This window comes from Mesorhizobium sp. UC74_2, from assembly GCF_042701485.1.
In the GTDB taxonomy this organism is placed as follows: Bacteria; Pseudomonadota; Alphaproteobacteria; order Rhizobiales; family Rhizobiaceae; genus Mesorhizobium.
Genome location: NZ_CP170562.1, coordinates 2,082,091 through 2,107,138, shown reverse-complemented (window position 1 = coordinate 2,107,138; position 25,048 = coordinate 2,082,091). Strand labels below are relative to the sequence as shown.

General features: G+C 61.1%; 26 protein-coding genes and 1 pseudogene. 9 read left to right on the top strand and 18 right to left on the bottom strand.

Annotated features, from left to right (window positions below; genetic code table 11):
- Positions 1 to 92: 92 nt before the first annotated feature.
- Genes ACFJIU_RS10210 through ACFJIU_RS10200 form a run of 3 tightly spaced genes read left to right on the top strand, consistent with a single transcriptional unit; the run spans position 93 to position 2,932 of the window.
- On the top strand, positions 93 to 1,004 hold the full coding sequence (locus ACFJIU_RS10210) for a carbohydrate ABC transporter permease (protein WP_379070736.1): 912 nt from the start codon (positions 93 to 95) through the stop codon (positions 1,002 to 1,004).
- Entirely contained in the window at positions 1,004 to 1,852 is an 849-nt protein-coding gene (locus ACFJIU_RS10205; protein WP_379070733.1) for a carbohydrate ABC transporter permease, read from the top strand. The genes ACFJIU_RS10210 and ACFJIU_RS10205 overlap by 1 nt, the downstream gene beginning before the upstream one ends.
- A 3-nt stretch (positions 1,853 to 1,855) precedes the next feature.
- A complete protein-coding gene (locus tag ACFJIU_RS10200) occupies positions 1,856 to 2,932 on the top strand; it encodes an ABC transporter ATP-binding protein (protein WP_379070731.1) in 1,077 nt (358 codons plus the stop codon).
- Positions 2,933 to 2,948: 16 nt separating this feature from the next.
- Here ACFJIU_RS10200 and hdaA read toward each other — a convergent pair whose 3' ends face one another.
- The 3 genes from hdaA to ACFJIU_RS10185 are packed head-to-tail and all read right to left on the bottom strand — an operon-like array spanning position 2,949 to position 5,331.
- On the bottom strand, positions 2,949 to 3,638 hold the full coding sequence (hdaA, locus tag ACFJIU_RS10195) for a DnaA regulatory inactivator HdaA (protein WP_379070728.1): 690 nt from the start codon (positions 3,636 to 3,638) through the stop codon (positions 2,949 to 2,951).
- 3 nt (positions 3,639 to 3,641) lie between these two features.
- Positions 3,642 to 4,802, bottom strand: a complete 1,161-nt coding sequence (locus ACFJIU_RS10190; RefSeq protein WP_379070726.1) for an AI-2E family transporter — start codon at positions 4,800 to 4,802, stop codon at positions 3,642 to 3,644.
- Complete coding sequence (locus ACFJIU_RS10185) at positions 4,780 to 5,331, bottom strand: CDP-alcohol phosphatidyltransferase family protein (RefSeq protein WP_129416378.1); 552 nt, start codon at positions 5,329 to 5,331, stop codon at positions 4,780 to 4,782. Before ACFJIU_RS10185 ends, ACFJIU_RS10190 begins: the two co-directional genes overlap by 23 nt.
- A gap of 239 nt (positions 5,332 to 5,570) precedes the next feature.
- On the opposite strand from ACFJIU_RS10185, the gene purM reads away from it, so the two are divergent.
- The 3 genes from purM to ACFJIU_RS10170 are packed head-to-tail and all read left to right on the top strand — an operon-like array spanning position 5,571 to position 7,914.
- Positions 5,571 to 6,635 (top strand): phosphoribosylformylglycinamidine cyclo-ligase, encoded by a 1,065-nt coding sequence (gene purM / locus ACFJIU_RS10180; protein WP_379070724.1) that lies wholly within the window; start codon positions 5,571 to 5,573, stop codon positions 6,633 to 6,635.
- The gene (gene purN, locus ACFJIU_RS10175; protein ID WP_379070721.1) at positions 6,632 to 7,345 is read left to right on the top strand and encodes a phosphoribosylglycinamide formyltransferase; all 714 of its coding nucleotides are present in this window, start codon (positions 6,632 to 6,634) and stop codon (positions 7,343 to 7,345) included. The genes purM and purN overlap by 4 nt, the downstream gene beginning before the upstream one ends.
- Positions 7,346 to 7,398: 53 nt before the next feature.
- The gene (locus tag ACFJIU_RS10170) at positions 7,399 to 7,914 is read left to right on the top strand and encodes a SixA phosphatase family protein (RefSeq protein WP_379070719.1); all 516 of its coding nucleotides are present in this window, start codon (positions 7,399 to 7,401) and stop codon (positions 7,912 to 7,914) included.
- Positions 7,915 to 7,920: 6 nt separating this feature from the next.
- On the opposite strand, the gene ACFJIU_RS10165 is transcribed toward ACFJIU_RS10170, so the two are convergent.
- The 3 genes from ACFJIU_RS10165 to ACFJIU_RS10155 all read right to left on the bottom strand — a co-directional run bounded on the left by ACFJIU_RS10165 (position 7,921) and on the right by ACFJIU_RS10155 (position 10,607).
- Positions 7,921 to 8,691 (bottom strand): hypothetical protein, encoded by a 771-nt coding sequence (locus ACFJIU_RS10165; RefSeq protein ID WP_379070716.1) that lies wholly within the window; start codon positions 8,689 to 8,691, stop codon positions 7,921 to 7,923.
- A 15-nt stretch (positions 8,692 to 8,706) separates the two neighbouring features.
- Positions 8,707 to 9,600 (bottom strand): cation diffusion facilitator family transporter, encoded by an 894-nt coding sequence (locus tag ACFJIU_RS10160; protein ID WP_379070713.1) that lies wholly within the window; start codon positions 9,598 to 9,600, stop codon positions 8,707 to 8,709.
- Positions 9,601 to 9,704: 104 nt separating this feature from the next.
- Positions 9,705 to 10,607, bottom strand: coding sequence for a LysR substrate-binding domain-containing protein (locus ACFJIU_RS10155; protein WP_379070710.1), 903 nt, complete (start codon positions 10,605 to 10,607; stop codon positions 9,705 to 9,707).
- A 100-nt stretch (positions 10,608 to 10,707) separates the two neighbouring features.
- Here ACFJIU_RS10155 and ACFJIU_RS10150 point away from each other — a divergent pair, with 100 nt between their 5' ends.
- A complete protein-coding gene (locus tag ACFJIU_RS10150; RefSeq protein ID WP_379070707.1) occupies positions 10,708 to 11,430 on the top strand; it encodes a glutathione S-transferase family protein in 723 nt (240 codons plus the stop codon).
- 64 nt (positions 11,431 to 11,494) lie between these two features.
- Here ACFJIU_RS10150 and ACFJIU_RS10145 read toward each other — a convergent pair whose 3' ends face one another.
- The 5 genes from ACFJIU_RS10145 to ACFJIU_RS10125 all read right to left on the bottom strand — a co-directional run bounded on the left by ACFJIU_RS10145 (position 11,495) and on the right by ACFJIU_RS10125 (position 18,133).
- Positions 11,495 to 12,187, bottom strand: coding sequence for an MOSC domain-containing protein (locus tag ACFJIU_RS10145; RefSeq protein ID WP_379070704.1), 693 nt, complete (start codon positions 12,185 to 12,187; stop codon positions 11,495 to 11,497).
- 4 nt (positions 12,188 to 12,191) lie between these two features.
- Positions 12,192 to 14,300: a molybdopterin-dependent oxidoreductase gene (locus ACFJIU_RS10140; RefSeq protein ID WP_379070701.1), complete on the bottom strand. Its 2,109-nt coding sequence runs from the start codon at positions 14,298 to 14,300 to the stop codon at positions 12,192 to 12,194.
- Positions 14,301 to 14,460: 160 nt separating this feature from the next.
- Positions 14,461 to 16,338 carry an ABC-F family ATP-binding cassette domain-containing protein gene (locus ACFJIU_RS10135; RefSeq protein WP_379070698.1) on the bottom strand — a complete coding sequence of 626 codons (1,878 nt, stop codon included), beginning with the start codon at positions 16,336 to 16,338 and terminating at the stop codon, positions 14,461 to 14,463.
- A gap of 93 nt (positions 16,339 to 16,431) precedes the next feature.
- A complete protein-coding gene (locus ACFJIU_RS10130; protein ID WP_379070695.1) occupies positions 16,432 to 17,706 on the bottom strand; it encodes an MFS transporter in 1,275 nt (424 codons plus the stop codon).
- 211 nt (positions 17,707 to 17,917) lie between these two features.
- Entirely contained in the window at positions 17,918 to 18,133 is a 216-nt protein-coding gene (locus ACFJIU_RS10125; protein ID WP_379070692.1) for a hypothetical protein, read from the bottom strand.
- A gap of 450 nt (positions 18,134 to 18,583) precedes the next feature.
- Between ACFJIU_RS10125 and ACFJIU_RS10120 the strand changes: the two genes are divergently transcribed.
- Positions 18,584 to 18,865, top strand: a complete 282-nt coding sequence (locus ACFJIU_RS10120) for a hypothetical protein (RefSeq protein WP_379070690.1) — start codon at positions 18,584 to 18,586, stop codon at positions 18,863 to 18,865.
- 35 nt (positions 18,866 to 18,900) lie between these two features.
- Here ACFJIU_RS10120 and ACFJIU_RS10115 read toward each other — a convergent pair whose 3' ends face one another.
- Positions 18,901 to 19,410, bottom strand: a complete 510-nt coding sequence (locus ACFJIU_RS10115) for a DinB family protein (protein ID WP_379070687.1) — start codon at positions 19,408 to 19,410, stop codon at positions 18,901 to 18,903.
- A gap of 169 nt (positions 19,411 to 19,579) precedes the next feature.
- On the opposite strand from ACFJIU_RS10115, the gene ndk reads away from it, so the two are divergent.
- Positions 19,580 to 20,002, top strand: a complete 423-nt coding sequence (gene ndk / locus ACFJIU_RS10110) for a nucleoside-diphosphate kinase (protein WP_054310955.1) — start codon at positions 19,580 to 19,582, stop codon at positions 20,000 to 20,002.
- Positions 20,003 to 20,084: 82 nt separating this feature from the next.
- Here the strand turns inward: ndk and ACFJIU_RS10105 are convergent, their stop codons facing one another.
- From ACFJIU_RS10105 to ACFJIU_RS10080, 6 genes and pseudogenes are all read right to left on the bottom strand, one after another.
- Complete coding sequence (locus tag ACFJIU_RS10105; RefSeq protein WP_379070684.1) at positions 20,085 to 20,528, bottom strand: YbaY family lipoprotein; 444 nt, start codon at positions 20,526 to 20,528, stop codon at positions 20,085 to 20,087.
- A 118-nt stretch (positions 20,529 to 20,646) separates the two neighbouring features.
- The gene (locus tag ACFJIU_RS10100; RefSeq protein WP_379070682.1) at positions 20,647 to 21,111 is read right to left on the bottom strand and encodes a molybdenum cofactor biosynthesis protein MoaE; all 465 of its coding nucleotides are present in this window, start codon (positions 21,109 to 21,111) and stop codon (positions 20,647 to 20,649) included.
- 4 nt (positions 21,112 to 21,115) lie between these two features.
- A complete protein-coding gene (gene moaD / locus ACFJIU_RS10095; RefSeq protein ID WP_379070679.1) occupies positions 21,116 to 21,367 on the bottom strand; it encodes a molybdopterin converting factor subunit 1 in 252 nt (83 codons plus the stop codon).
- A gap of 10 nt (positions 21,368 to 21,377) precedes the next feature.
- Positions 21,378 to 21,966, bottom strand: a pseudogene (pgsA, locus tag ACFJIU_RS10090) (CDP-diacylglycerol--glycerol-3-phosphate 3-phosphatidyltransferase).
- Positions 21,967 to 22,081: 115 nt separating this feature from the next.
- On the bottom strand, positions 22,082 to 24,127 hold the full coding sequence (gene uvrC / locus ACFJIU_RS10085) for an excinuclease ABC subunit UvrC (protein ID WP_379070677.1): 2,046 nt from the start codon (positions 24,125 to 24,127) through the stop codon (positions 22,082 to 22,084).
- Complete coding sequence (locus ACFJIU_RS10080; RefSeq protein ID WP_379070675.1) at positions 24,124 to 24,879, bottom strand: SDR family oxidoreductase; 756 nt, start codon at positions 24,877 to 24,879, stop codon at positions 24,124 to 24,126. The genes uvrC and ACFJIU_RS10080 overlap by 4 nt, the downstream gene beginning before the upstream one ends.
- Between the last annotated feature and the right edge of the window lie 169 nt (positions 24,880 to 25,048).

Sequence of the window (25,048 nt, the reverse complement as noted above, 5' to 3'; positions counted from 1 at the left end):
ACACGGAAACACTCTAACTCTTTGTTTTTACGCAATTCCAAACGCAAGACCGTTGCCCGGTTTTGCCGGAATTACTCTCGCGAGTGATTGTGATGACCATCGCTATCGACAGCGCGCCAACGCGCCGTAAAGGCCTGTCCTTTGCCTCCCTGGAGCCCTGGCTCTATCTCAGCCCGGCCATCGTGCTTCTGGTCACGGTGCTGCTTGTGCCGCTGATCATCGGCATCGGTTATTCGTTCCGGAAGTTTTCCGCCTTCAAGTCGGAATTCGTCGGACTTGGCCAATATCAGGCGATGCTGTCCGATCCCCTGCTTGGCGAGGCACTCGTCAACACCGCCTGGTGGACGATAGCCAGCCTGTTCTTCCAGTTTTTCCTCGGTCTCGGGCTGGCCCTGCTGCTCGACAAACCTTTTGCCGGCCGTCGTATGGTACAGGCGCTGGTGTTCCTGCCCTGGGCAGTGCCGTCATTCCTCTCTGGTCTCACCTGGGCCTGGCTGTTCAACCCCATCATCGGCCCGTTGCCGCATTGGCTCTACGCCTTGGGTCTGAAAGCAGAGCCGACCAACATCCTCTCTGATCCGGCAACCGCCATGTGGGGACCGATCATCGCCAATGTCTGGTTCGGCGTACCGTTTTTCGCCATCACGCTGCTGGCAGCGCTCAAGTCCATTCCTTCGGAACTGCATGAAGCGGCAGCCATCGACGGCGCCACGCCCTGGCAGCGTTTCGTCAAGGTGACTTTGCCTTTCCTGGCGCCGACCATCGCCATCACGGTGATGTTGCGCACCATCTGGATCGCCACCTTCGCCGACTTGATCTTCGTCATGACAGAAGGCGGCCCGGCCGGCTCGACCGCGACCATGCCCGTCTACATCTATGTCAGTGCCTTTAAATCACTGGACAAGGGTTATGCCTCGGCCATCGCCGTGCTGCTGCTTGTCCTGCTCATCCTCTATGCGCTCGTGCTCATCGGCATTCGTCGTACACTTGTGAGGCATGTCTGATGATTGCCGGACAAACCCAATCCTCGCGCCTGCTCGGTGGCATCGGCCTCTATGCGGCGATTGTCGCCTATGTGCTGTTTGCGCTGTTCCCGATCTTCTGGACGTTGAAGATATCGGTGACGCCGACATCCCTGCTCTATTCGGAAGGCATCACGCTTTGGCCGTCGCGCACGACCTTCGAGAACTTCGCGACGGTGCTCTCCGCCACTGATTTCCCACGCTATTTCCTGAACAGCGTCATCGTTTCGCTCTCGACAGCCGCGCTCGTCACCGTGATTGCGACCCTAGCCGGCTACGCCATGTCGCGATTCACGTTCCGCGGCAAGGCTGCACTCGCCATCATGCTGCTGCTCACCCAGACCTTCCCGCTGGTCATGGTCATTCCGCCGATCTATCGCATGATGGGGGAGATCGGGCTGATCAACAGCCTGACCGGCCTGATCATCATCTACACGGCCTTCAACACCGCCTTCGCCACTTTCCTGATGCAATCCTTCTTTGACGGCATTCCGAAGGACCTGGAGGAAGCCGCCATGATCGACGGCTGTACCAGGGCGCAAGCGATGCGACGTATCATCGTGCCTCTGACCTTGCCTGGCATGGGCGCGACACTGGGCTTCGTCTTCACCGCCGCCTGGAGCGAACTGCTGTTTGCGCTGATGCTGATCTCGAGCGACGACAAGAAAACCTTCGCTGTCGGGCTGCTCACCTACATTGGCAAATTTGCCGTCGACTGGGGGCAGATGATGGCCGCATCGGTGCTGGCACTGATCCCGGTCTGCATCTTCTTCGCCTTCCTGCAACGCTATCTCGTCACCGGGCTCACCGCCGGTGCGGTCAAGGGGTGATTCATGGCTTCCGTCACGCTGGAAAAGGTCAAGAAGGACTATGGCGTCGTCCGCGTCCTCAATGAGGTCGATCTGCAAATCGCCGACGGCGAGTTCGTGGTGCTGGTGGGACCGTCCGGCTGCGGCAAATCCACCCTGCTGCGCATGATCGCCGGCCTGGAAGAGGTGTCCGGCGGCGACATCCGCATCGGCGAACGCATTGTCAATGACGTTGCGCCGAAGGACCGCGACATCGCCATGGTGTTCCAGTCCTACGCGCTTTATCCGCATATGGATGTCTCCTCCAACATGGGCTTCAGCTTGATGTTGCGGAAGACCGGGAAGGCGGCCATCGAGACCCGGGTCGAAGGTGCGGCGAAGCGGCTGGGGCTCGATCCCCTGCTGCAGCGTCTGCCGCGCCAGCTCTCCGGTGGCCAGCGCCAGCGTGTCGCCATGGGCCGTGCCATCGTGCGGGATCCCCAGGTCTTTCTGTTCGACGAACCCTTGTCCAACCTCGATGCCAAACTCCGCACCCATATGCGTACGGAAATCAAGGCGCTGCACCAGCAGCTCAAGACAACCTCGATCTACGTCACCCACGATCAGACCGAAGCCATGACCATGGCCGACCGCATCGTCGTCATGCACAACGGCAATGTGCAGCAGGTCGGCGCGCCGCTGGAACTCTACGATCGTCCGGCCAACATGTTCGTCGCCGGCTTCATCGGCTCGCCTGCCATGAATTTTTTGCCGGCCACCGTTGCCCGCCAGGCCATCGCCGAGGCGGTTTTCAGCGACGGCCAAAGGCTGCGGCTGCCTGACGGTCTGCCGCTGCAGGATGGTGATGTGCTCACTGTCGGCATGCGCCCGGAGGACATCAGGATTGTCGATGACGGCCCTCTCAAGGCGGACGTCGAGGTGGTCGAGCCTCTCGGCATGTCGACGCAGTATTACGTCCGCCTCGCAGGCGAACAACTGCGCATCTATGCCATCGGCCGGCCCAGCCTGGCGCCGGGACAGCAGGTGCGGCTTGCTGTGGGCGCAAGCGCACAGCATATCTTTGATCCTCTCAGTGGCAATCGGGTTGAGCCGGGCGCCTGAGGCGGCTGATAGCGCCCTACAGTTCGAACTCGCCCTGCCCTTCATCCATGGCGCTGACGGCATCGGCCGCCATCGTGCGGGTGATGCGTGCCTTTTGCTCGAGTGCCATGCGATCGAGCCGCTCCACCACGCGCATCGCGGTTGCAAGCGAGCGCTCGATGCGCCGCACGAGATATTGTACGACATGCGGCTCGACTTCGACCTGACGGTCGGCGAACAGCTTTGTGATGACGCCAGCCAGAAGCACGTCGTCGGGTTCGTGGATCTCGACGGTTGCCGCCGCCTTCAGGCGGGATGCCAGATCGGGCAACGTCGTGCCCCAGGCCGCTGGAAAGCGCCGCGCGGTCAGCAGAAGGTGGCAGCCAGCGCCCCGTACATTGTTGATGAGATGGAACAGTCCGTGCTGGTCGAAAGCAGCGGCATCGATGTCGTCAATCAGAACGGGCCGCCCGTCAAAGGCCGCCACACCTTGTGCAACCTTGCCTGCCTCGATGGCAACTGCATTGGCTGCGTCGCGCCAGATTTCGGCCAGATGCGTCTTGCCCGATCCCGCAGGCCCCGCCAGCACCACGACCGGTGCAGGCCAGTCCGGCCAGCGGTCGACGAGCGTCGCTGCCTGCGCGTTCGACGCCGACACGACAAGGTCGTCGCGCGAATAGGCGGTGCCGTGCCCGAGATCGAGCGGAAGCTGACGCGGCCTTTCCATCGGTTATCCGCGTCGCGTCCTGGTTCGCTTGCCCTGCAAGGGCGGCGGCTCGACGCCGTGTCCCTTGTAGAGTGGCGATTCCAGGTATCGCGCGATGGCGAAGCGCACCAGAACAGCGATGGCCGCCGCAGCCGGCACTGCGATGAGCAGGCCGACGAAACCGAACAACGCGCCAAACGCAAACAGCGCGAACATCAGCCAGACCGGGTGCAGGCCAACGCTTTTGCCCACCAGCTTGGGCGAAAGGATGTTGCCCTCGATGAACTGGCCGATGAAAAACACGGCGGCAACCGCAACGATCATTGTCCAGTCCGGCCAGAACTGCACGATGGCGACACCGATGGCCAACACCAGCCCGGTCAGTGAACCGACATAGGGAATGAAAGAGATCAAACCGGCAAACAGGCCGATGAGGATACCGAAATTCAGCCCCGTCAGTGTCAGGCCGACGGCGTACATCGCGCCAAGGACGAGGCAAAGCGTACCTTGCCCGCGTACGAATCCGGCGGTGGCGCTGTTGATATCGGCAGATATCTGGCGAACCGTTTCCACGTGATCGCGCGGCACCCAGCTATCCACGGTTGCCACCATGCGATCCCAGTCGAGCAGCATGTAGAAGGCGACCACCGGCGTCACCACGAACAGCGATGCCACCGAAACCAGCGCCATGCCGGAATTCCACAACGACTGGAAAACAGTGGTCACCAGACCGAGGCCGGAACTCAGCACCGAATTCAGCCCGTCCTTGAGACTGGCCGCATTGACACCAAAACGCTGCTCCAGCCATTTCGGGTCGAAATTGGTGACGAGGGCCTGCAGGCGGGTGAGATAGTCCGGCAGTTTCTCCGCAAACCCCGCCATCTGTGAGGCCAGGACCGGCACCAGGATGACGAAGGCAAGTACCAGGATGACGATGAAGGCGATCAGGATCACCACCGTCGCCATGACACGTGACAGGCCGAACCGTTCCAGCCGATCGGCAACGGGATCGAGGAAGTATGCCAGCACCATGCCCGCCACGAAGGGCAGCAGAATGTCGCTGAACAGATAGAGGAAGCCGATCAGGATGACGGCGCCGATTAGCCAGAACCGCAGCTGGCGTCGGAAAGCGGCCGCGGCAGATGCCTCGGCTGCGTCGTGATCAGGAAGTGCTGCCTTCGCCATTACTGCTCATATGCCTCAGCCAGGCCACGAGATAGGCCGCGGCCGAAGCCACGGTCAAGAGCCCGGACAGCATTATCAGGATGGTACGCAGCGGGTCGAGATGCATGGCGAAGGTCAATTCGGCGAGAACCTGAGCCGCGAGAATGATCTGCACCGCCGTGTTCGCCTTGGAGACGAGCAGCGGCTTCACCTCCACCGGGTGTCCCATCACCGACGACAGCACCACCGCGCAGATGATCAATCCGTCGCGCGAAACCATGGCGACGACCAGCCACAGCGGCAGTTCCCCGCTGATGCCCAGCACGATGAAGACGGAAACCAGCAGGAGCTTGTCGGCGATCGGATCGAGATAGGCACCCAGCCTTGAATGCTGGTTGAACTGGCGCGCGATGAAGCCATCGACACCGTCGGAAATGCCGGCGACAACGAAGCCGGCAAAGGCCCACTCCCAGCGCGCCTGCAGCATGGCCAACACCACGCCGGGCACCAGCAGCAGGCGCATGATGGAGATCAGGTTGGGAATGGTTATGACCAAAAGGCGGCCCGTCCTTGTTCCTGGCGATACATGGGTGAAGGTGACAAGAACCGCAAGACATCGTGAAACAGCGTCTGGATATCCACGGATTTGTCTGACGTGTGTCCGAAAATCGCGATCGAAAGCCGTCGACGTTTCCTGTTGCGGTTGCGAGGCTGGACTGTTCGTGCGAAGAGCCGCGTGACGCGCTAAGGTGGTGCTGGCCGTTGCGCCGGCCCAAGCAGGGAACAGCCATGAACGAACGAACCAACGGGCTCACCTACGCCGACGCGGGCGTCGATATCGACGCCGGCAACCTCATGGTGGAGAAGATCAAGCCGCTGGTGCGAGCCACCCGCCGGCCGGGCGCCGATGGCGAGATCGGCGGTTTCGGCGGCCTGTTCGACCTCAAGGCGGCCGGCTTCACCGATCCCGTTCTGGTAGCGGCCAACGATGGCGTCGGCACCAAGCTCAAGATTGCCATCGACGCCGGCAAACACGACACAATCGGCATCGATCTCGTCGCCATGTGCGTCAACGATCTCGTTGTACAGGGTGCAGAACCCCTGTTTTTTCTCGATTATTTCGCTACCGGCAAGCTTGATCCCGACCAGGGCGTTGCGATTGTCAGCGGCATCGCGGAAGGCTGCCGTCAGGCCGGTTGCGCGCTGATCGGCGGCGAGACCGCCGAAATGCCTGGCATGTACCAGGAAAAGGACTATGACCTTGCGGGCTTTGCCGTCGGTGCCGCTGAACGTGGCCAACTTCTGCCGACCGACGATGTCGTTGAAGGCGACGTGCTGCTTGGCCTCGCGTCTTCCGGCCCGCACTCCAACGGCTATTCGCTGATCCGCCGCATCGTTGCCGCAAGCGGTCTCGCCTGGGACGCCAAGGCTCCATTCGCGCCAGGCCTGACACTGGCCGAAGCACTGCTCGAGCCTACCCGCATCTATGTGAAGTCGATCCTCAAGGCGATCCGCAACACGCACGGCATCAAGGCGCTCGCCCATATCACCGGCGGCGGTTTCCCCGACAACATCCCCCGCGTCCTGCCCAAGGATTTTTCGGCCGAGCTCGACCTCGATGCCATCGATGTGCCAGCAGTGTTTTCCTGGCTCGCCAAGACCGGTGGAGTTGCGCCGGCCGAGATGATGCGCACCTTCAACTGCGGCATCGGCATGATCGTCGTCGTGGCCTCCGGCCAGGCGGCGCAGGTTGCTGCCGTGCTGCAGGAGGCCGGCGAGACGGTCACGCCGATCGGCCGTATCGTGCCGCGCCGCGACACCGGCGTGATCTACCGGGGGTCGATCAGCCTATGACGATGCAACGCAAGCGCACGGCAATCCTGATTTCCGGCCGCGGCTCCAATATGACCGCCCTGATTGCGGCTGCCAGCGATCCGGATTTCCCAGCCGAGATCGTCGGCGTCATTTCCGACAGGCCGGATGCTGCAGGCCTCGGCATTGCCATTGCGCGCGGCATTCCGACCAAGGTCGTCGCCAGATCCGACCATTCCGGCAAGGACGCGCATGACGCGGCGATCGACGCCGCCCTGACCGGCTTCGGTGCCGAACTGGTGGCTCTGGCCGGCTACATGCGCCTGCTCACCACGCCGTTTGTTGAGAAATGGCAAGGGAAGATGATCAACATCCATCCGGCCCTGCTGCCGTCCTTCAAGGGACTGGATACTCATCGGCGCGCATTGGACGCCGGTATGCGCATTCATGGCTGCACCGTGCATTTTGTGACCGCCGCCATGGATGATGGTCCTGTCATCGCCCAGGCAGCGGTTCCAGTGATGCTCGACGACAGCGAGAGCAGCCTCGCTGTACGGGTGCTCAAGGCCGAACATCAAATCTATCCGATGGCGCTGAGGCTGGTCGCGGAAGGCAAGGCCCGGATGGAGAACGGACATACCGTGTTATCCGGCTTCGCCGACAATGAAGCCGCTGCTGGTGCGGTGGTGGCAGCGCCCAATCCATTGCGCACCAGCATCGACCTTGAGCAATTGGCGCGCATCACGCCTTAGGTTAGGGTGCCGGTCCGACCGGTTCTGGAAACGCGCCTCGCGAGGATCACGTCATGAAGCGGCTTCTTCTGCTGCGCCACGCCAAGTCGAGCTGGGACAATCCGGATCTGGCCGATATCGATCGTCCGCTGGCACCGCGCGGCATCGAGGCGGCGCTTCTGATCGGCCGCACCATCACCCAGCGCAACTGGTTGCCTGACCGGGCACTGGTGTCGACCGCCGAACGCACCCGCGAGACCTGGCGCCTGGTGGCAGGCGAATGGTCATCGCGACCGGAACCCAGCTTCTCCCAGGTGCTCTACGAGGCACCAGCGGAGACCGTCCTGGACGAAATCCGGCGCAGCGGCGGCGATGCCGAAACACTGCTTGTGATCGGCCACAATCCCGGCCTTGGCGATCTCGCTGCCCGGTTGGCCGACAAGGCCTCGCCGGCGAAATTGGCAAAGTCGCTGAAGAAAAAGTTTCCGACCGGCGCGCTGGCCGTGTTCGATTTCGATGGCGGCTGGACCGATCTCGGCGCAGGCAGAGCTATGCTCACCCATTTCCTGCGGCCGAAGGATCTCGGCTGAGCGGGCTCAGTGCCTTCTCGAACGTACAAAACCGCCGAGCCGTCGCAGGACAAACGGCATCGCAAGAATTGCCAAACTGCCCAGGAACCAAACGAATACGATAAGCGGGCGGGCCACGGCGACGGCAGCCGCTATGAGTTGCTGCAACAACCCGCCAGCACCCTGCACATTCACCTGATCAACGACATCCTTGCCGATACCGATTGTGCCGATCGCGTCCTTGCCGCCTTGCAGAAGCGCACCGGTGTTGGCGGAAAGCCAGCCACCCAGCCCATCGACGAGCCCATAGGCTACCCAGGCCAGCAGTGACCAGAGCAGAACGGCTCCGATCGCGCCGACAAAGACGAATTTCGACTGAACAACCTTGTCGGACGGAGCATTGCTTGAAAACCTGCCGGGCATGCTGGGGAACAGATCCGCGCCGGTGCTGCCTCTTTTGTGCGCCGACCGACCCCAGGCAGGCTGCTCGACCTGTTCCTCGTCGTAGCGCCGTCCGTCGCGATATCGTCTGTCTTCGCGATAGTCTTCCCGGCCTTCGTCTTCGCGTTGACCGTGGTCGTGGCGGTCGTTCTTTTCGCTTTGCCCAAGAGCACCAAGAATCGACGAAAGTCCGCCGTGCCGTCCCCCTGGATAGCCGCCATGACCGCTTGAGCCATGGCCTTTCCTGCCATTTCTGGAACCGTGCCAACCCATAATCGTCTCCTCGATCCAACTTGGACCGAAGATAATTCCTCTAGTGGCTAGAGGAGCAAGAGCCAGGGCTAAAATGCCGCACACGGGCCAGCAAGAGACCTAGTGGATCGTCTCCACCTGTGTGCAGGCCTCCCGCTCCATCTGCAGCGTCGAGTGATGCAGGTCGTACTTCTCGCGCAGCATTGCTTCGACCGCCCGGCGTGTGCTTTCGGCATCCGCGGCGCTGTCCAGCACGGCATGCGCGGTCAGTGAAAGCTTGCTTTGCGTGATTGCCCACAGATGCAGGTCATGGACCGAGGCGACTCCCGGAATGCCCTTTATGTCGGTCTCAACCTCGGCCAGCTTCATGCCGGGGGGCACGCCCTCGAGCAGGATGTTGATGCATTCCTTGAGCAGCACCCAGGTGCGCGGAAACACCATGAAGCCGATGCCGACCGCAATCAACGAATCCACCCATTGCCAGCCGGTGAGGTAGATGATCACCGCGCCCGCAATGACCCCGACCGATCCCAGCATGTCGGCCCAGACCTCCAGATAAGCGCCTTTGACATTGAGGCTCTTGTCGGCATGACTGGTCAGCAGCCGCATGGAGATCAGGTTGACCAGAAGTCCGAGAATGGCGATCACAAGCATGCCAACCGATGCGATTTCCTGCGTCTCGAACAACCGCTTGTAGGCTTCGTAGAGGATGTAGAACGCCACCGCGAGCAACAGCATCGCATTGAAGGCGGCGGCCAGGATCTCGAAACGGGCGTAACCATAGGTACGCAACAGGTCGGCCTCGCGGCGACCGAGGCGGATGGCGATCAGTGCGATGACCAATGCCATGGCATCGGTTGCCATATGCATGGCATCCGAAATCAGCGCCAGACTGCCCGTCACGATACCGCCGACGACTTCGGCGACCAGGAATGTCCCCGTCAGCCCAAGCGCGATCCACAATCGCGAGGCCGGTGTTGTCTCAAGGTCGCCGTGCTGGTGATCGCCACTCATCGAAGCCTCCGCGCTGGTTTCCGGATCAGGCTAGACCGATATGGGCACAGGTTGGAAGACACTGCATCGTGACCACGATGGTGGAAAGACCTCCCAATCTGTCCCTATGCGGCTGGAACCGTGCTGATGGCGTTCTTCTGCAACAGGAAATCGATCACGGCGCGCACGGCGGGAAGCTGCCCACGCCTGTGTGGCGTCAGGATCGTCGTCATGACGCGGCCAGCCGTCCATTCCGGCAATACGCGCGTCAGTCGCCCTTCCCTGACAGCCTCCGCCGAGATCAGTTCCGGCAGGCAGACAATGCCGAGCCCCGCTTCAACTGCCCTCAGCAACGGCACCGATTCATCCGCATAAAGCCGCGGCCGTGGCGCAACCTCCACCGTGTGGCCACGCGCATCTCTCAAACGCCAGACCTTCGTTGCCATCGAGCTCATCAAACCCTCGTGGCTGCCTAGTGATTCAGGCTTCGCCGGATCGCCGTGCTCGGCGAGATAGGACGGCGCCGCCACAAGGGTAATCGGGTCTTCGCCCATGCGCCGCTGGACAAGATCGGAATCCGGCAAAGGTGCGAAATGGCTACGGATGGCGATATCGAAACCATCCTGCACCAGATCAACAAAACGGTCGGTAACGTGCAACTGGATCGTCAGTTTCGGATATTGCCGCGCCAGAACCGGCAGGCGATGCGCCAGCCGGAATTGCGCGTTCGGCACTGAGGTGGTGATCCGCACGATGCCGCTTGGCTCCGCCAGACGCCTGCGCACGACCGTTTCGACCGCTTCTGCCTCGATCACTGCCGCACTGGCGTGATCGTAAACGTCGCGCCCCACATCGGTCAGCGTAAAGCTGCGTGAACTGCGGTGAAGCAGCTGCGCGCCGAGCGCCGCTTCCAGGGCTGCCACCCGCTTGCTTACAGTCGACTTCGGACACCCGAGTCGTCGGGCGGCCGCTGCGAAGCCGCCGCTGTCGACTGCCTGGACAAAGAAATTGAGATCATTGAGGTTCATGATTAAAGTCTACATATGTGGACATTAAGTCCGAAAATGCCAGTCTACAGCCGATCAGTCCATGATTCTATATCCATTGCATCAACAATGGAGAAACGACATGACACCTGAACCAATCTTCACCTCCGGCTTTCCGCTCGGCTCCTCGGCGGGGCTCGTTACTGCCTTCGAATGGCTCGGCCAGCCTTATCGGCTCACCCGCGTCGACATGCTGGGCGAGATGCGAACCGATGCCTACAAGCGCCTCAACGGCCGTGTGGAAACCCCCGTGCTGATCACAGGCGAAGGCCGCGTACTCACTGAAACGATGGCGATCGCACTCTGGCTGGAAGCACGCGACAATGAACGTCGTATCAGTTTCGAGCCCGGCACACCGGAGGCAGACCGGATGCACCAGTATATCGCCTTCCTGAACACAGGCTTCACCGGCGCGTTCACACCGCTGTGGGTGGCGCTGGAAGCCGATGAGGCTTCGGAGCAGGAACGGGAGACATTGCGCAAGTTCGGCCGTGAATTCGTCGCCAGGCGACATGAACAGCTCGAGGCGATGATCGGTGAGAGCTCCTATCTGCTCGGCGACAAGCCGACCCTGGCGGATGCCGTGTTTGCCGGCGTCGCACGCTGGGTGGACTTCCACGAGGCTGCCGATCCGAACGACTATCCGCGCATCCTGGCGCTGCGTCAGCGCATCGAAGCCGACCCGGCATTCCGCTTTGCCTTGGCAATTGAGGACGGCCGGCCTGCTATCGGCAGCGGCGCGATGAAAGGGCTTGTCCCGCTGGCCGATGTCCTGCGGGACACGAGTTCGGCGCTGGCTGCCTGATACCAGCTTTGAACAAGAAACGCGCGCCATCCATCGATGGCGCGCGTTTCCGAAGAAGCGTTCACTACGCCCGAGGGCTGTCGAGGCGTCTCGTCCAGTCTTCCACCCGATTGCTCTCCAACCGGCGCGCAGCATGGCTTCGCCACCCTTCCGCCAGGCGATCGAGGACCGCAATCCCGGCAAGTTCCGTACGGTTGAGCGGATCAACATAGAAGGCTCGCCAGATGCGCTTTAGCGGCCAGTCCGGCGACCGGCGATCAAGCAGCGTGAGGCGATCTTCCGGCGTCACGATGCCCGGCGTCAGCACACGGTAGTACCAACCCGTCCGCCCCGTCGATTGCACCAGCCGGGCCATATCAGACCTGCCGAAGCGTTCATTCAGTTTCCAGCAAGGCTGGCGACCCTGGCTGACCTCGACAATGGCCGCGCCGAGGGAAAAGACGTCACCAATAGCCACCGTCTCCTCGGTAAGGCCAATGGTGGAGATATTTTCACCGAACGCGCCTGGATCAGCAAGCAGGGCATGGCGCCCAAAATCGCTTCGCCAGGCGCCATAGTGGTCAAAAGGATAGTGGTGCACGGCTTTTTCCGGTCCGCCATGACGCACGGTATCGCCTTGCTTGTCTCCGGCAAGCCCTGTTTCAGACAACGCAAGCGGGGCCGTCACCGCCAGTTTGACGATACCGCTCGGCGCGCCATGCAACCCGAGCGGCGCGACCTCGCCAATGCGCAGGCTGAGCAGCGGCACGCCCGTCATGACTTCAGGCTGCCCGCACCCAGACCTTGTTGTCGTGCACAGCTGCGCCGCCATACGGCGCAGGCGCATCGGAACCGGTCAACACATTGATGCCCTCGCCGCGCTCGTGCGCCGAATTCGGCCAGATGCCTTCCGCGATCACCACGCCACGCTTGATGCCAGCGAACAGCTTGGCGTGCAGCACGACCTCGCCGCGCGAATTGCCCACTTCCACCCGCGCGCCCTCGACCAGGCCGAGCGCGGCAGCATCCTCGGGGTGGATCAGCAGCTCGGGTCGTACTTCCTTGGCCTGCGACACTGGTGTCTCGGCAAAAGAAGAATTGAGGAAGTTGCGTGCCGGCGAAGTTGCCAGCCTAAACGGATGCTCGGCATCCGCCACCTCGATCAGGTCGACATGGTCGGGGAACTCCGGAAGTTGCTCGACCGGTCCGAAAATGCCCATGCTCTTGGGCGGCTTGTTGGGTGCATAGCCGCCGTTCCATTGCGGCTTGAAACGAAACTTGCCATCCGGATGGCCGAAGCCCTTGATAAAGTGCGCGGTCTCGAAATCCGGCTGCATGTCGGCCCAGCGCTGCTCGCGCAGCGTATCGAAATCGAGGTCGCGATTCTTGAGCAACGCGTTGATGTGTTCCTTTTCGGTCAGCCCGAAACCCGGCATGTGCGACACACCAAGACGCTTGGCCAGTTCCTCGATGACGTAGTGGTTGGTTCGCGGGCCTTTCGGCGGCTCGATCAGCTTCGGACCGAGTGTGATGTGCTGGTTACCACCACCCTTGTAGATGTCGTCATGCTCCAGGAACATCGTAGCCGGCAAAACGACGTCAGCCACCTTCGCCGTATCGGTCATGAACTGTTCGTGCACACAGGTGAACAGGTCCTCGCGCAGGAAGCCTTCCTTCACCAGCCGCTGCTCAGGCGCGACGTTCATCGGATTGGTGTTCTGGATAAGCAGTGCCGTCACCGGCGGGCCACCGTAAAGCGCATCCTGCGCGTTTGTCAGCACCGGGCCGATGCGTGAATGGTCGAGATAGCGCACCTTGGGGTCGCGATAACGGTCGCCTTCGAGCAGATCCTTGTTGAACTTGAAACCGGAAATGCCTGAATTGGAGTGGAAGGCGCCTCCGCCTTCATATTGCCAGCAACCGGTCACGGCGGCGATGGAAAGTGCCGCGTGCATGTTGGCGGCACCATTGCGCTGACGCGCAAAGCCATAGCCGAGACGGAAGAACGTGCGATTGGTGGTGCCGACCAGCCGGGCGAAAGCCTCGATCTCAGCCACGGTCAACCCTGTGATCGCCGCAGCCCATTCCGGTGTCTTGTCAGCGAGATGTGCTTCCAACCCCTTCGGATCGTCGGTGTATTTTTCAAGATACGCGCGATCGGCCATGTTCTCGCGAAACAGCACATGCATGACCGCGCAGGCCAGCGCGCCGTCCGTTCCGGGCTTCACCACAAGGCCAATATCGGCCTGCTTCATCGTCGCGTTTTCATAGATGTCGATGACGACAATCCTGGCACCGCGTTCCTTGCGCGCCTTGATGGCGTGGGTCATCACATTGACCTGGGTAACCACTGCATTGGTGCCCCAGATGACGATGCAGTCGGAACGGCCCATTTCCCGCGGATCGGAGCCGCGCAGCGCGCCCGTGCCCATGACATAGCCGGTCCATGCCAGATTGGTGCAGATCGATCCGAAGAAGCCGGAATACTTCTTGGCGTGCCGCAACCGCTCGATGCCGTCGCGCTGCACCAGTCCCATCGTTCCGGCATAGAAGTACGGCCAGACCGTTTCGGAACCATATTTCTCTTCCGCTGCGATGAATTTTTCGGCGACGAGGTCGAGGGCCGCTTCCCAGCCCGCTTCCTTCCACTGGCCGTCGCCCTTGCTACCGGCGCGCACCAACGGCTTCAGCAGCCGGTCGGGGTGATGCACACGATCGGCGTAGCGCGCGACCTTCGCGCAGACAACGCCCGCCGTATAGCTGTTGTCCTTGGCGCCATGGATGCGCCCGATCCGGTCAGGCCCCAGCAACTCGACGTCGAGCGCACAGGTGGACGGGCAATCATGTGGGCAGGCCGAATGGCCGATGCGGATCTTGGCGTGGGTGTTCATAAGGCTCTTTTACCTGTTCGCCAGCCCGGAGTGTAGGGCCAGTTGCCCAAGGACGGGAGGCAACGCCATCCTCCCGCGAGAACCAGGAGGGAATCTATTTCTCTACCGCCGTGCAGCCCGAGGGTCCGCAATCCCGCAGATTCTGCGACAGGACGACAAGCTACTCGGCGATACCTTCCTCATACTCGGCCGACATCGTCAGCCATCGCTCCTCATGGGCGTCGAGCTGGGCTGCCAGCTCCGAGCGCTCCTTGGCAAAACGGGTCGCCTTGATCGGGTCCTTTTCGTAGAGGGCCGGATTGGCTAGCTCATCCTCGATCAGGTCGATGCGCTTGCGCAGACGATCCATCAGCCCCTCGGTCGCGCGGATTTCCTTGGCGAGCGGCTCGAGCGCCGCGCGCCTTGCGGCTGCCTCGCGACGACGGTCAGCCTTGGAAGCCTTGTCCGCCTCACGCTTTTCGCGGCGATCGGCAGACACACCGGTCACCAGCGTCTTGTAGTCGTCGAGATCGCCGTCATACGGGTTGACAGCGCCATCCTTGACCAGCCAGAGCCGATCGGCCGTCGCCTCGAGCAGGTGGCGGTCGTGCGAAACCAGGATCACGGCACCCGGAAAATCGTTGAGCGCATGGATCAGCGATTCTCTGGAATCGATATCTAGATGGTTGGTCGGTTCATCGAGGATGAACAGGTTGGGACCGTCGAAGGCGGCCAGCCCCATCAGCAGACGCGCTTTTTCACCACCCGACAGATCCTTGGCGGCGGTATTCATCTTCTCGGTTGCCAGGCCGAACTGTGCGACACGTGCCCTGACCTTCGCTTCCGGCGCGTCCGGCATGAGACGGCGCACATGTTCGTAGGCGTTTTCGTCCGGGCGCAGGTCATCGAGCTGATGCTGGGCAAAGATCGCCACCTTCAAGCCAGGCGCGATCGTCATCGTGCCGGTTTCCGCCTTGAGCCGCCCGGCAAGCAGCTTGGCAAAGGTCGATTTGCCATTGCCGTTGGCGCCAAGGAGTGCGATGCGATCATCGGCATCGATGCGCAATGTCATCTTCTTCAATATCGGCTTGCCCGGCGTGTAGCCGACTTCAACGCCGGACAGCGCCACGATTGGCGAAGCCACCGTCTTGACCGGCTCCGGAAAGGAGAATGGCTTGACGGAATCGTTGACCAGGGCCGCAATCGGCTTCATCCGCTCGAGCGCCTTGATGCGCGACTGCGCCTGTCTTGCCTTCGAAGCCTTGGCGCGAAATCGATCCACGAACGACTGCAGGTGCTTGCGCTGCGCTTCCTGCTTGATCCGGCTCTTTTCCTGCAGCTCCTGCTGTTCCGAAAGCTGCCGCTCGAACTGATCGTAGCCGCCGCGCCAGAAACTCAGCTTCTGCTGGTCGAGATGCACGATCGAATTGACCGCCCTATTGAGCAGGTCACGATCGTGCGAGATCAGAAGCACGGTATGCGGATATTTCGAAACGTAGTTTTCCAGCCAGAGCGTGCCCTCGAGGTCGAGATAGTTGGTCGGCTCGTCGAGCAGCAGAAGGTCTGGCTCGGAAAACAGCACCGCCGCCAGTGCGACCCGCATACGCCAGCCGCCGGAAAAGGATGATGCCGGGCGCGCCTGCGCAGCCTCGTCAAAGCCAAGGCCGGCGAGGATGGTTGCGGCACGGGATTCCGCGGTATGCGCGTCAATGTCGGCCAACCGGATGTGGATCTCGGCAATGCGGTTTGGATCGGTCGCCGTCTTTTCCTCTTCCATGAGCGCAGCACGCTCCTTGTCGGCGGCGAGGACGATCTCCAGCAGCGAATCCTCCGTCCCGGGAGCCTCCTGGGCCACCTGGCCGATGCGCGTGTTCTTCGGAAAGCTGATCGAGCCGGTCTCGGAAGCGAGATCGCCGGTGATCGCCTTGAACAGTGTGGTCTTGCCCGTGCCATTGCGGCCGACGAGGCCTGCCTTGGTGCCGGTGGGCAGCGTCAGCGAAGCATGGTCGAGGAGCAGGCGTCCGGCGATGCGGAGCGAAAGGTCATTGATGATAAGCATGGCGGCGCGGTTTTGACCCGTATAGGCAACAATGGCAAGGGGATGCGGCCGACTGTTTCGATCCGAAAGGCGCTCAGAGGCGGCGCGACGCCGCTACGCTGTTCTGACAGGCGCCAGCCGGCCGGCCCGCAACAAGTCGCTCAACGCGGTGTCGACGGCTTCCGCGGGAGCGTCGGCGCCAAGCCGGCGCGGCGGTGGCAAGGAATGACCAATGGCGAAAAGCAGTGCGCTGCCGGCCGAAAATACTGCAAACAACAGGAACATTCCGGTTCCGCCGTAGGCTCCGAGAGCTATTCCAGCCAGCACGGGGCCAAAGAAGTTGCCGATGGTCGACAGCGAATGCGCCCCGAAATAGGTGCCCCTGTTGGCGGCAGTCGAAATGCCGTCGACCAGCATGTATTCGGCTGGAACGACCAGAACCTCGCCGATCGTGAAGACGATCATCGAAGCAACCAGCATCTCGACACCGGAAGATGCCGCAAATCCCAGGTTGCCCAGGAGAAACAGCACACAGCCCAGCACCAGGGCATGCAGCGCGCCGATCCGCTCGATCACCCAGCGCGCGGGGGTGCTGGCGACCAGCACGGCAGCCGCATTGGTGCTGACCAGCAAGGCGAATATTTCCACGCCTTTGGCGAAGTCCTTGATGATGTACTGCGACAGCGGCACCGACCACTGCCCGTAGACAGCAACCAACAGCGTGCCACCGCCGGCAAAGAACATCAGCCTGGGATCGCGGAAAGCACCGACAAGGCGCCGCCAGCCGCCCATATGCTGCCGGGCGGCATTCGCTGCGCTCGTGGCAATCTCGGGCACCAAAAGGAAGATGATTGCCCCGAACATCAGATGAACCACGCCAGCCACGACGAACAGAATGTCGGAAGTCGCGCCGAAAGCCAGGCCGATCATGGGACCGATCGCCCAGCCGGCATTGATGGCGAGGTAGCGCCACGAGAACACCTTCAGGCGCAGTCTTTCAGGCGCCGCATCGCTCATCATTGCGCGTGCAGCCGGCTCATAGACGGCGCCGGCGATCGAAGCCACGATGTGGGCAAATGCGAAGGCTGCGACGGACTGGGCAAGTCCAAGGCCGATCATGCCTAGGCCGGCGAAGGATATGGCGATGGCCAGCACGGTTCTGCGTCCAAGCCGGTCGGAAATCGCCCCAGCAAGCGGGCTGACCATCGCACCAAGCAGAGGTCCCACACCGATCAGAGCACCGATCCCCGCCGGACCTAGTCCAAAGTCCTGCTGCAGTCGGATCGCAAGAAACGACAGGCTCATGCCTTTGGCGACAGCGACGACGCCGGAGCCGGCAATCAGCAGGAGGGCGATCATACGCCCGGTCTGTTCGGAGTAGCTGTTCATGGACATTCAAAGCACATTCGTCGGCTCAGACAGACGACCGACGCCCACGGCTTCGCATTGAAGCTGGCCGCATGCAATGGAAAACACTGCAGGGACCTGTGGGCCAGATGGAAAACCAGGTTCGCTGCCCAAGCACCAGCGTCCTCGAACACCCTCGTTCAAGGAAACAGCCCGCCAAAGCGGGCTGTTTCCTTTTCAACGAGCGGAATGATCAGCGATTGACCTTGGCAAGCAGGGCGCACAGTGCCTGCAGATCGCTGTCATAGGCACCGCTGCTCACCACTTCGGCGCAGCGGCGCTTCAGCTTCATCAGCTTGCTGTCCGAAAGCTGGGCAATGGCCTTTGGCACGCCCGGGCTGTTGGGATTGAGTTTTCCAGTGTTGGTCGCATTGCCAAAGATCGTACCACTTGGAGCGACCGGGCTCATCGGATTGCGTGGACTGGAAGGTCCAGACGGGTTGCTCGTGGTACCTCCGCCTATCCCGACTCCAACGCCCACACCGGTACCGCTTCTGCCACCGACCGAAGCCCCGAGACCGGCAGTGACTCCGTTCGAACCGCCAACGGAAGCACCGAGGCCAGCGTTCACACCGCCACTGCCACCGATCGATGCCGTAGCGCCAGCCGCAACACCGCCGGAGCCTCCTACCGTGGCCCCTCCTCCCGCCGTAACGCCGTTTGATCCGCCGACATTTGCACCGGCCCCCGCAGTGACACCATTGCTGCCACCCACTGATGCACCAAGCCCTGCGTTGACCCCGCCAGTACCACCAACGCTCGCGCCTAGGCCAGCGTTAACGCCATTGGAACCGCCGATCGAAGCCCCCAATCCGGCATTGACGCCCCCGGGACCACCAATCGAAGCCCCGAGGCCGGCGTGAACGCCTCCCGATCCACCGACGGATGCGCTAAGACCATCGGCACCTGCTGGCAAAGCCAAACAAACAACGACGGCACCACTCGCCAATGTTCCGGCGAGACTCCTAACGAAACCAGCCATTACATCCTCCTAATGGTTTTGCGCTTCTTCGACAGCACGGCCAAGCAGCCCGCAGCGAAGTCAAAACATCTGGAGAATACCAAAACCGTCAGTACATTCTCACGTTTTAATATTTATGGCTTTCGGCGCGTTTTCCACCGCTGGTCAATTGCTGTCTAATTTTATTATATAACAAATCAACGGCTACATTGAAATTATGCGAAAGTACGCCCCTCTTCTGCCCGCTGGAAGTACATCAGGTCCAGCTGAACCGACGCATGTCCGAGAACTGTCAGGATCATATGCGCCTGGCCTCTGTGATGGGTCTGATGGTTGAACAGATGATCGAGCGCGGGCGCCAAACGCTGCGAAATCGTGCGCATGTCGGTGGTCACATAGGAAAACCGTCCGGCGATATCCTTGTCGTTCAAACCTTCGACCCATTCGACAATGCGCCTGTCTTCGGCCTCGCGCGCTATCCGCAGCGCCGGCAGCGCCCGTTGCAGGATTGCGTCAAGGCTGGCCGGTGCGTCGCCCAGGCCGGTGAAGCGCTTCATCCAGATGCGGTCGGTGACCAGCAAATGGTTGAGCGTGCCCATCAGCGAGCCAAAGAATGCGCCCGTGTCGCGCGTGAATTCTTCGTCGGTAAGGGCGTCGGCGGCATCGTAGAGGCGGCTGTTGGCCCAGCGATTGTAGGCCGCGAACATCATGAAATGGCGTTTCATCAACCCTCGGCTCCCGCACTATCCACCCCGAACCTGATCTAGAATGTCGGGAATGGCAAAGCCATGGCCATTTTGCCCGGCTGCAGGATCAACGCCTCCCCTTGGCAATGCGCCGGGCGGCTTGTATAGAGCCCGCCACACTTCAATCCCCATCACCAAAGGACGACCCATGGCGATCGAACGCACCTTCTCGATGATCAAGCCGGATGCCACCAAGCGCAACCTGACGGGCGCTATTACCAAGATGCTCGAGGATGCCGGCTTGCGCGTTGTAGCTTCCCGGCGCGTCTGGATGAGCCTGCGCGAAGCCCAGGGTTTCTATGCCGTCCACAAGGATCGTCCTTTCTTTGGCGAACTGACTGAATTCATGTCGTCGGGCCCGACGATCGTACAGGTGCTCGAAGGCGAGAACGCAATCGCCAGGAACCGTGAAGTCATGGGCGCCACCAATCCGGCCAACGCGGCTGAAGGCACCATCCGCAAGGTGCATGCACTGTCGATCGGTGAAAATTCGGTACACGGCTCGGATGCCCCGGAAACGGCCGCTGAAGAGATCGCCTACTGGTTCTCGGGCACCGAAATCGTCGGCTGATCGTACCTTACAAGGTACTCGCGTTTTCGAAAGCCGGGCTTGAGCCCGGCTTTTTTGTATTCAGACATCAGGTCGTCTCGATCTACCCTGGGGTATCAGTATCGCTTTGCTTGTCCTGAACTTGCTTCAGCACCATCGTCATCGGCTCACTGGCAAGCGGATCGATATAGTGTCGAGCATTGGTCAGGAACTGGGTCTGGCCGTCGACCGTGATATTGGCATCCACCGCATAAGTCGTCTTGGGGCGGATGTCCCGACTATCGAATTTCAGGGTGAAACGCATGGGTACCTGGCCGGCAGGTGTAATCCGCTGTTCGCAGATCACCCTGGCGGGAGCGTCGGGCTGCGAGGTATCGAGCAGCTGTACGGTAAGCACCGCATTCCGGGGCAGGATCATGTGCTCGCGATAGATCACTTCGCCGGTCAGCCGGCGCTCGGCCGCTGCGGACATGTCGGTTGAGACAAGCATGCCCGCCATCAGGGGCGCGAAGCCGAAGATCAGGAATTCCGCGATCCTGTCCAACATGACACTGCTCCATCGGCACTCGACAAACGCCAGCGCCAATGGAAAATCCGCCGCGATTGCGGACAATCCATGACCGATCTGGGGTATTTTCGAGCACGGAACACCGGCTTTCCGACAGTCAGCGCCAGCGGGCGGCAGCCTTGTCGTCCCTGTCCTTGACCTCGACCCAATTGCCTTCCGCACCGTCGGTTCGGTGCTCCTTCTTCCAGAAGGGTGCACGCGATTTGAGGTAGTCCATCAGGAAATCAGCGGCCTCGAAGGCAGCTTGCCGATGTGCGGATGCGGTAACGACCAGCACGATGTTCCCGCCAGGCTGAATGCGGCCATGGCGATGGATAACCGTGACCCCCTGCAGCGGCCAGCGTCCGATGGCTTCGGCCGCAATGCGACCGATCTCCGCTTCGGCCATACCGGGATAGTGCTCAAGTTCGAGTGTCGTGAGCGCACCGCCTTCATCACGGCAAAGCCCGGAAAACGTGACTACGGCGCCGATATCGGCGCGCCCAGCGGCAAGAGCTGCGATCTCGGCAGCAATGTCGAAATCATGAGCCTGGATGCTGACCTTCGCCACGACGCCGGACACGGCATCAGCCTCCAGTCATCGGCGGAAACAACGCAATCTCACGCGCGCCAGCTATTTTCTCACCGTGGTCTACATGCTCCTGATTGATGGCGACACGGATCGAACGTGGATGCTGGAGGGCGGTTTCATATTCTTCGCCCCGAGATTTCAACCAAGCCAGCAACTCGGCCACCGTGGTCACCTCTGCCGGAAGTTCGATGTCTTCCTCGGTTTTGCCGATCCGTTCGCGCACCCAGGCAAAATAGATGAGCTTCATCGCCTTCTCGCTATTCGTCGACGATATGCTTCAAGCCGGCACGGAAGTAATCATAACCGGTATAGAGCGTGACAACCGCCGCAATCCAGAGCAGCACCAGCCCGGTTTCCGTGGTGAACGGAAAAATCTTGTCGCCTGCCGGACCGGCAAGGAGAAAGGCAATCGCTACCATCTGGATCGTCGTCTTCCACTTCGCCAGTTGCGTGACCGGAACGGAAACCTTGAGTGCGGCAAGATATTCGCGCAGGCCGGAAAACGGCGATTTCGCGGCACAGAATGATGATGGCCGCCCAAAGCGACCAGCCGGCGATGCCATCCTCATCAGCGGCAAGCAGCAGCAGGCAGGTCGAAACCAGAAGCTTATCGGCGATCGGATCCAGCATCCTGCCTATATTGGAAGTCTGCTGCCAGGCACGCGCCAGATAGCCGTCGAAATAATCGGTAATCGACGCCGCCAGGAAGATCGCCAGAGCGAGCCAGCGCGCAAAATCGCTCGATTTCAAATGGCCTTCGAGAAAGAAACACACGACGACCATCGGCACCGCAACGATACGGGCGTAGGTGAGCATGTTCGGCAGATTGAATGCGTGTTTCGCCATGCGTGCCTGGAGCTTCCGGGGTCGTTTCTTTTTGCCTTCGTACTCAAATCAGAAGCCGATATCAGGGGTCAACCATTGAAAATCGACTAGCCAGCGCAAAACACCGTACAAACGGTCAATTCTCATGAAAATGGTTGTAAACAAGTCGCGCGACCTGCTCTGAAATACCGTTGACCGACATGAGGTCGTCGACAGCGGCCCGGCTGACTGCCTTGGCGGTACCGAAATGCAGAAGCAAGGCGCGTTTACGACCCGGACCGATGCCGGCGATTTCGTCCAGGGGGCTCTTGACCATCTCCTTCTTGCGGCGGGCGCGGTGTGAACCGATCGCGAAACGGTGCGCCTCGTCACGCAGGCGCTGGATGAAATACAGCACCGGATCCCGTACCGGCAGCGTGAAGGAGGGCTTGCCTTCGACGAAAAAGCGCTCGCGGCCGGCCTCGCGATCCTGGCCCTTGGCGATGCCGATGGCCACCACACGATCCTGGACGCCCAAATCTGCCAGGATCTTGCGTACGGCCGACATCTGCCCCTGGCCACCGTCGATCAGGATGACGTCGGGCCACGCCGGGAAGCCATGGGAGAGAAGATCGTCCGGCTCGCCATTCTCCTCGCTCGTGTTCTCATCGCCATGTTCCTTGATAAGACGGGAAAAGCGGCGCTCCATCACCTCGCGCATCATGCCGAAATCGTCGCCGGGAGTGATCTCGGTCGAGCGAATGTTGAACTTGCGGTACTGATTCTTGACGAAGCCCTCCGGCCCGGCAACGACCATGGCACCGACGGCGTTTGTCCCCATGATGTGCGAATTGTCGTAGACTTCGATGCGTACCGGAGGCTTCGGCAGACTGAAAGTCTCTGCGAGACCAGCCAGCAATCTCGCCTGCGTCGAGGTTTCAGCCAGTCGTCGGCCAAGCGCTTCGCGCGCATTCTGCAGCGCATGGTCGGTCAGATCTTTTTTCTCGCCACGCTGAGGCACCGAGATCGACACCTTGCGGCCGGCACGGGTCGACAATGCCTCGGCAAGCAATTCCTGCTCGTCGACCACATGCGAGAGCAGCACCGTGCGCGGTGTCGGCTTGTCGTCATAAAACTGCGCCAGAAACGAACCCAAGACCTCGGCGGCTTCCATGGCCGGATCAGCCTTGGGGAAATAGGCGCGGTTGCCCCAGTTCTGGCCGGTGCGGAAGAAGAAGACCTGGATGCAGACCTGCCCGCCTTCCTGATGGATCGCGAAGACGTCCGCTTCTTCCACCGACTGCGGATTGATCCCTTGATGGCTCTGCACATGCGCGAGTGCCGCCAAACGGTCGCGATAGATTGCGGCGTGCTCGAAATCGAGATTTTCGGCAGCAACCTGCATGGCGGCGGAGATCTCGGTCTTTACCTTCTGGCTACGACCGGACAGGAAATCCTTGGCCTCGTCGACCAGCACGGCATAGTCGCCGTGCGAGATTTCCCCGGTGCACGGCCCGGCACAACGCTTGATCTGATAGAGCAGGCATGGCCGTGTCCGGTTTTCGTAAAAGGAATCGGTGCAGCTCCTCAGCAGGAAAGCCCGCTGCAACGAATTGATGGTACGCCCCACCGCTTGCGCCGACGCAAATGGGCCGAAGTAGTCGCCCTTCCGCGAGCGTGCGCCGCGGTGCTTGTAGATACCGGGCGACAGGTGATCTCCGGTGAGCAGGATGTAAGGAAACGACTTGTCGTCGCGCAGCAGCACGTTAAAGCGCGGCCGCAAGCGCTTGATGAGATTCGCTTCCAGCAACAGCGCTTCAATCTCTGTGCGGGTGACGACGAATTCCATCGTCGCCGTTTCGCGCACCATGCGGCCAATACGATTGGTATGAAACCGCCCCTGAGCATACTGGGTGACGCGCTTCTTGAGGCTGCGAGCCTTGCCGACATAGAGCACGTCGCCGTTTACGTTCATCATGCGGTAGACGCCAGGAGCGTTGGGCAGACGCTTGACCAGCGTCTGGATGACCTCTGCGCCAACCTTGCCGTCGGTATCGCCAGCATGTTGCGTCCAGTCTATCGCCGTAAAAGCAACCTCGGGACCTGCAGTCTCCACATCCAGTTCGATGCTGTCGTCGTCATCCAGATCAACGTCGGGTAGATCTTCACCCGTGCGTCCGTTTTTCGCTTTTCCGGAACTCATTCCACCACGCCTGTCACATCCGGCGTCTGCCATGCAAGATGCTGGCCGCCATCCAGCGCGATCATCTGGCCGGTGACCGACCGCGCGTTCCATAGATATCGTATCGTCGCGCCAAATTCGCCAAGTTCGGCACCACGTTTCAACAACACGCCGTCGAGCTGCGCCTGGAAATCGTGATCCTCCTGGCGTGCTCCTTTCAGCGTCGGCCCCGGACCGATCGCATTAACGCGGATACGTGGCGCCAGCGCCTGCGCCATCGTCTGCGTGGCTGCCCACAACGCAGATTTCGACAGGGCGTATGAAAAATAGCGTGGCGTCGGTCGCCACACCCGCTGATCGATCATGTTGACGACCAGACCATCCTCTCCCTCGGGCAAGGCACGGGCGAAACGCTGCGTCAAAAGCGCCGGAGCCTTCACGTGCACAGCGAAATGACGATCCCACCCGGACCAATCGAAATCCTCGAGGGAATCTTCCTCGAACAATGAAGCGTTGTTGACCAGGAGGTTGATCGGACCGAGCGCATTCGAGGCAGCATCGATCAGCCCGGCCGTCGTGTCCAAATCGGTCAGATCCGCGGCAACGACGGCGGCGCGCCCTCCCGCGGCGATAATAGTCCCCACAAGGGCTTCGGCCTCTTCTCGTGAACGATTGCAGTGGACGGCCACGGCAAAGCCGTTGGCTGCCAGATCCTCCACGATCGCCCGGCCCAACCTTTTCGCTCCGCCCGTAACCAGGGCCGTAGCTTTCATTCTGTTCGTCATCTGGCTTTCATCCGCAACAAGGGCAGCCAGCAAATGAGACCGCTCAATCGTAAAATGCCGTTCGCTCCTATGGCCACATTGTGTCGATGCGCCGAAATGACGACCTCGACTCGCAATCAGCCATCTGACCAGACGGCCAATATAGGGACCTCAACCC

Bases quoted from the DNA above. Each gene is read 5' to 3' on its own strand.
- ACFJIU_RS10150 (WP_379070707.1), top strand. From the start codon at position 10,708: ATGACACCTGAACCAATCTTCACCTCCGGCTTTCCGCTCGGCTCCTCG.
- ACFJIU_RS10135 (WP_379070698.1), bottom strand. From the start codon at position 16,338: ATGCTTATCATCAATGACCTTTCGCTCCGCATCGCCGGACGCCTGCTC.
- ACFJIU_RS10155 (WP_379070710.1), bottom strand. From the start codon at position 10,607: ATGAACCTCAATGATCTCAATTTCTTTGTCCAGGCAGTCGACAGCGGC.
- ACFJIU_RS10170 (WP_379070719.1), top strand. From the start codon at position 7,399: ATGAAGCGGCTTCTTCTGCTGCGCCACGCCAAGTCGAGCTGGGACAAT.
- ACFJIU_RS10190 (WP_379070726.1), bottom strand. From the start codon at position 4,802: ATGGCGAAGGCAGCACTTCCTGATCACGACGCAGCCGAGGCATCTGCC.
- hdaA (WP_379070728.1), bottom strand. From the start codon at position 3,638: ATGGAAAGGCCGCGTCAGCTTCCGCTCGATCTCGGGCACGGCACCGCC.
- purM (WP_379070724.1), top strand. From the start codon at position 5,571: ATGAACGAACGAACCAACGGGCTCACCTACGCCGACGCGGGCGTCGAT.
- ACFJIU_RS10115 (WP_379070687.1), bottom strand. From the start codon at position 19,410: ATGAAACGCCATTTCATGATGTTCGCGGCCTACAATCGCTGGGCCAAC.
- ACFJIU_RS10205 (WP_379070733.1), top strand. From the start codon at position 1,004: ATGATTGCCGGACAAACCCAATCCTCGCGCCTGCTCGGTGGCATCGGC.
- ACFJIU_RS10145 (WP_379070704.1), bottom strand. From the start codon at position 12,187: ATGACGGGCGTGCCGCTGCTCAGCCTGCGCATTGGCGAGGTCGCGCCG.
- purN (WP_379070721.1), top strand. From the start codon at position 6,632: ATGACGATGCAACGCAAGCGCACGGCAATCCTGATTTCCGGCCGCGGC.
- ACFJIU_RS10125 (WP_379070692.1), bottom strand. From the start codon at position 18,133: ATGAGCCCGGTCGCTCCAAGTGGTACGATCTTTGGCAATGCGACCAAC.
- uvrC (WP_379070677.1), bottom strand. From the start codon at position 24,127: ATGAGTTCCGGAAAAGCGAAAAACGGACGCACGGGTGAAGATCTACCC.
- ACFJIU_RS10160 (WP_379070713.1), bottom strand. From the start codon at position 9,600: ATGAGTGGCGATCACCAGCACGGCGACCTTGAGACAACACCGGCCTCG.
- ACFJIU_RS10080 (WP_379070675.1), bottom strand. From the start codon at position 24,879: ATGAAAGCTACGGCCCTGGTTACGGGCGGAGCGAAAAGGTTGGGCCGG.
- ACFJIU_RS10130 (WP_379070695.1), bottom strand. From the start codon at position 17,706: ATGAACAGCTACTCCGAACAGACCGGGCGTATGATCGCCCTCCTGCTG.
- moaD (WP_379070679.1), bottom strand. From the start codon at position 21,367: ATGAAGCTCATCTATTTTGCCTGGGTGCGCGAACGGATCGGCAAAACC.
- ACFJIU_RS10140 (WP_379070701.1), bottom strand. From the start codon at position 14,300: ATGAACACCCACGCCAAGATCCGCATCGGCCATTCGGCCTGCCCACAT.
- ACFJIU_RS10200 (WP_379070731.1), top strand. From the start codon at position 1,856: ATGGCTTCCGTCACGCTGGAAAAGGTCAAGAAGGACTATGGCGTCGTC.
- ACFJIU_RS10105 (WP_379070684.1), bottom strand. From the start codon at position 20,528: ATGTTGGACAGGATCGCGGAATTCCTGATCTTCGGCTTCGCGCCCCTG.
- ACFJIU_RS10210 (WP_379070736.1), top strand. From the start codon at position 93: ATGACCATCGCTATCGACAGCGCGCCAACGCGCCGTAAAGGCCTGTCC.
- ndk (WP_054310955.1), top strand. From the start codon at position 19,580: ATGGCGATCGAACGCACCTTCTCGATGATCAAGCCGGATGCCACCAAG.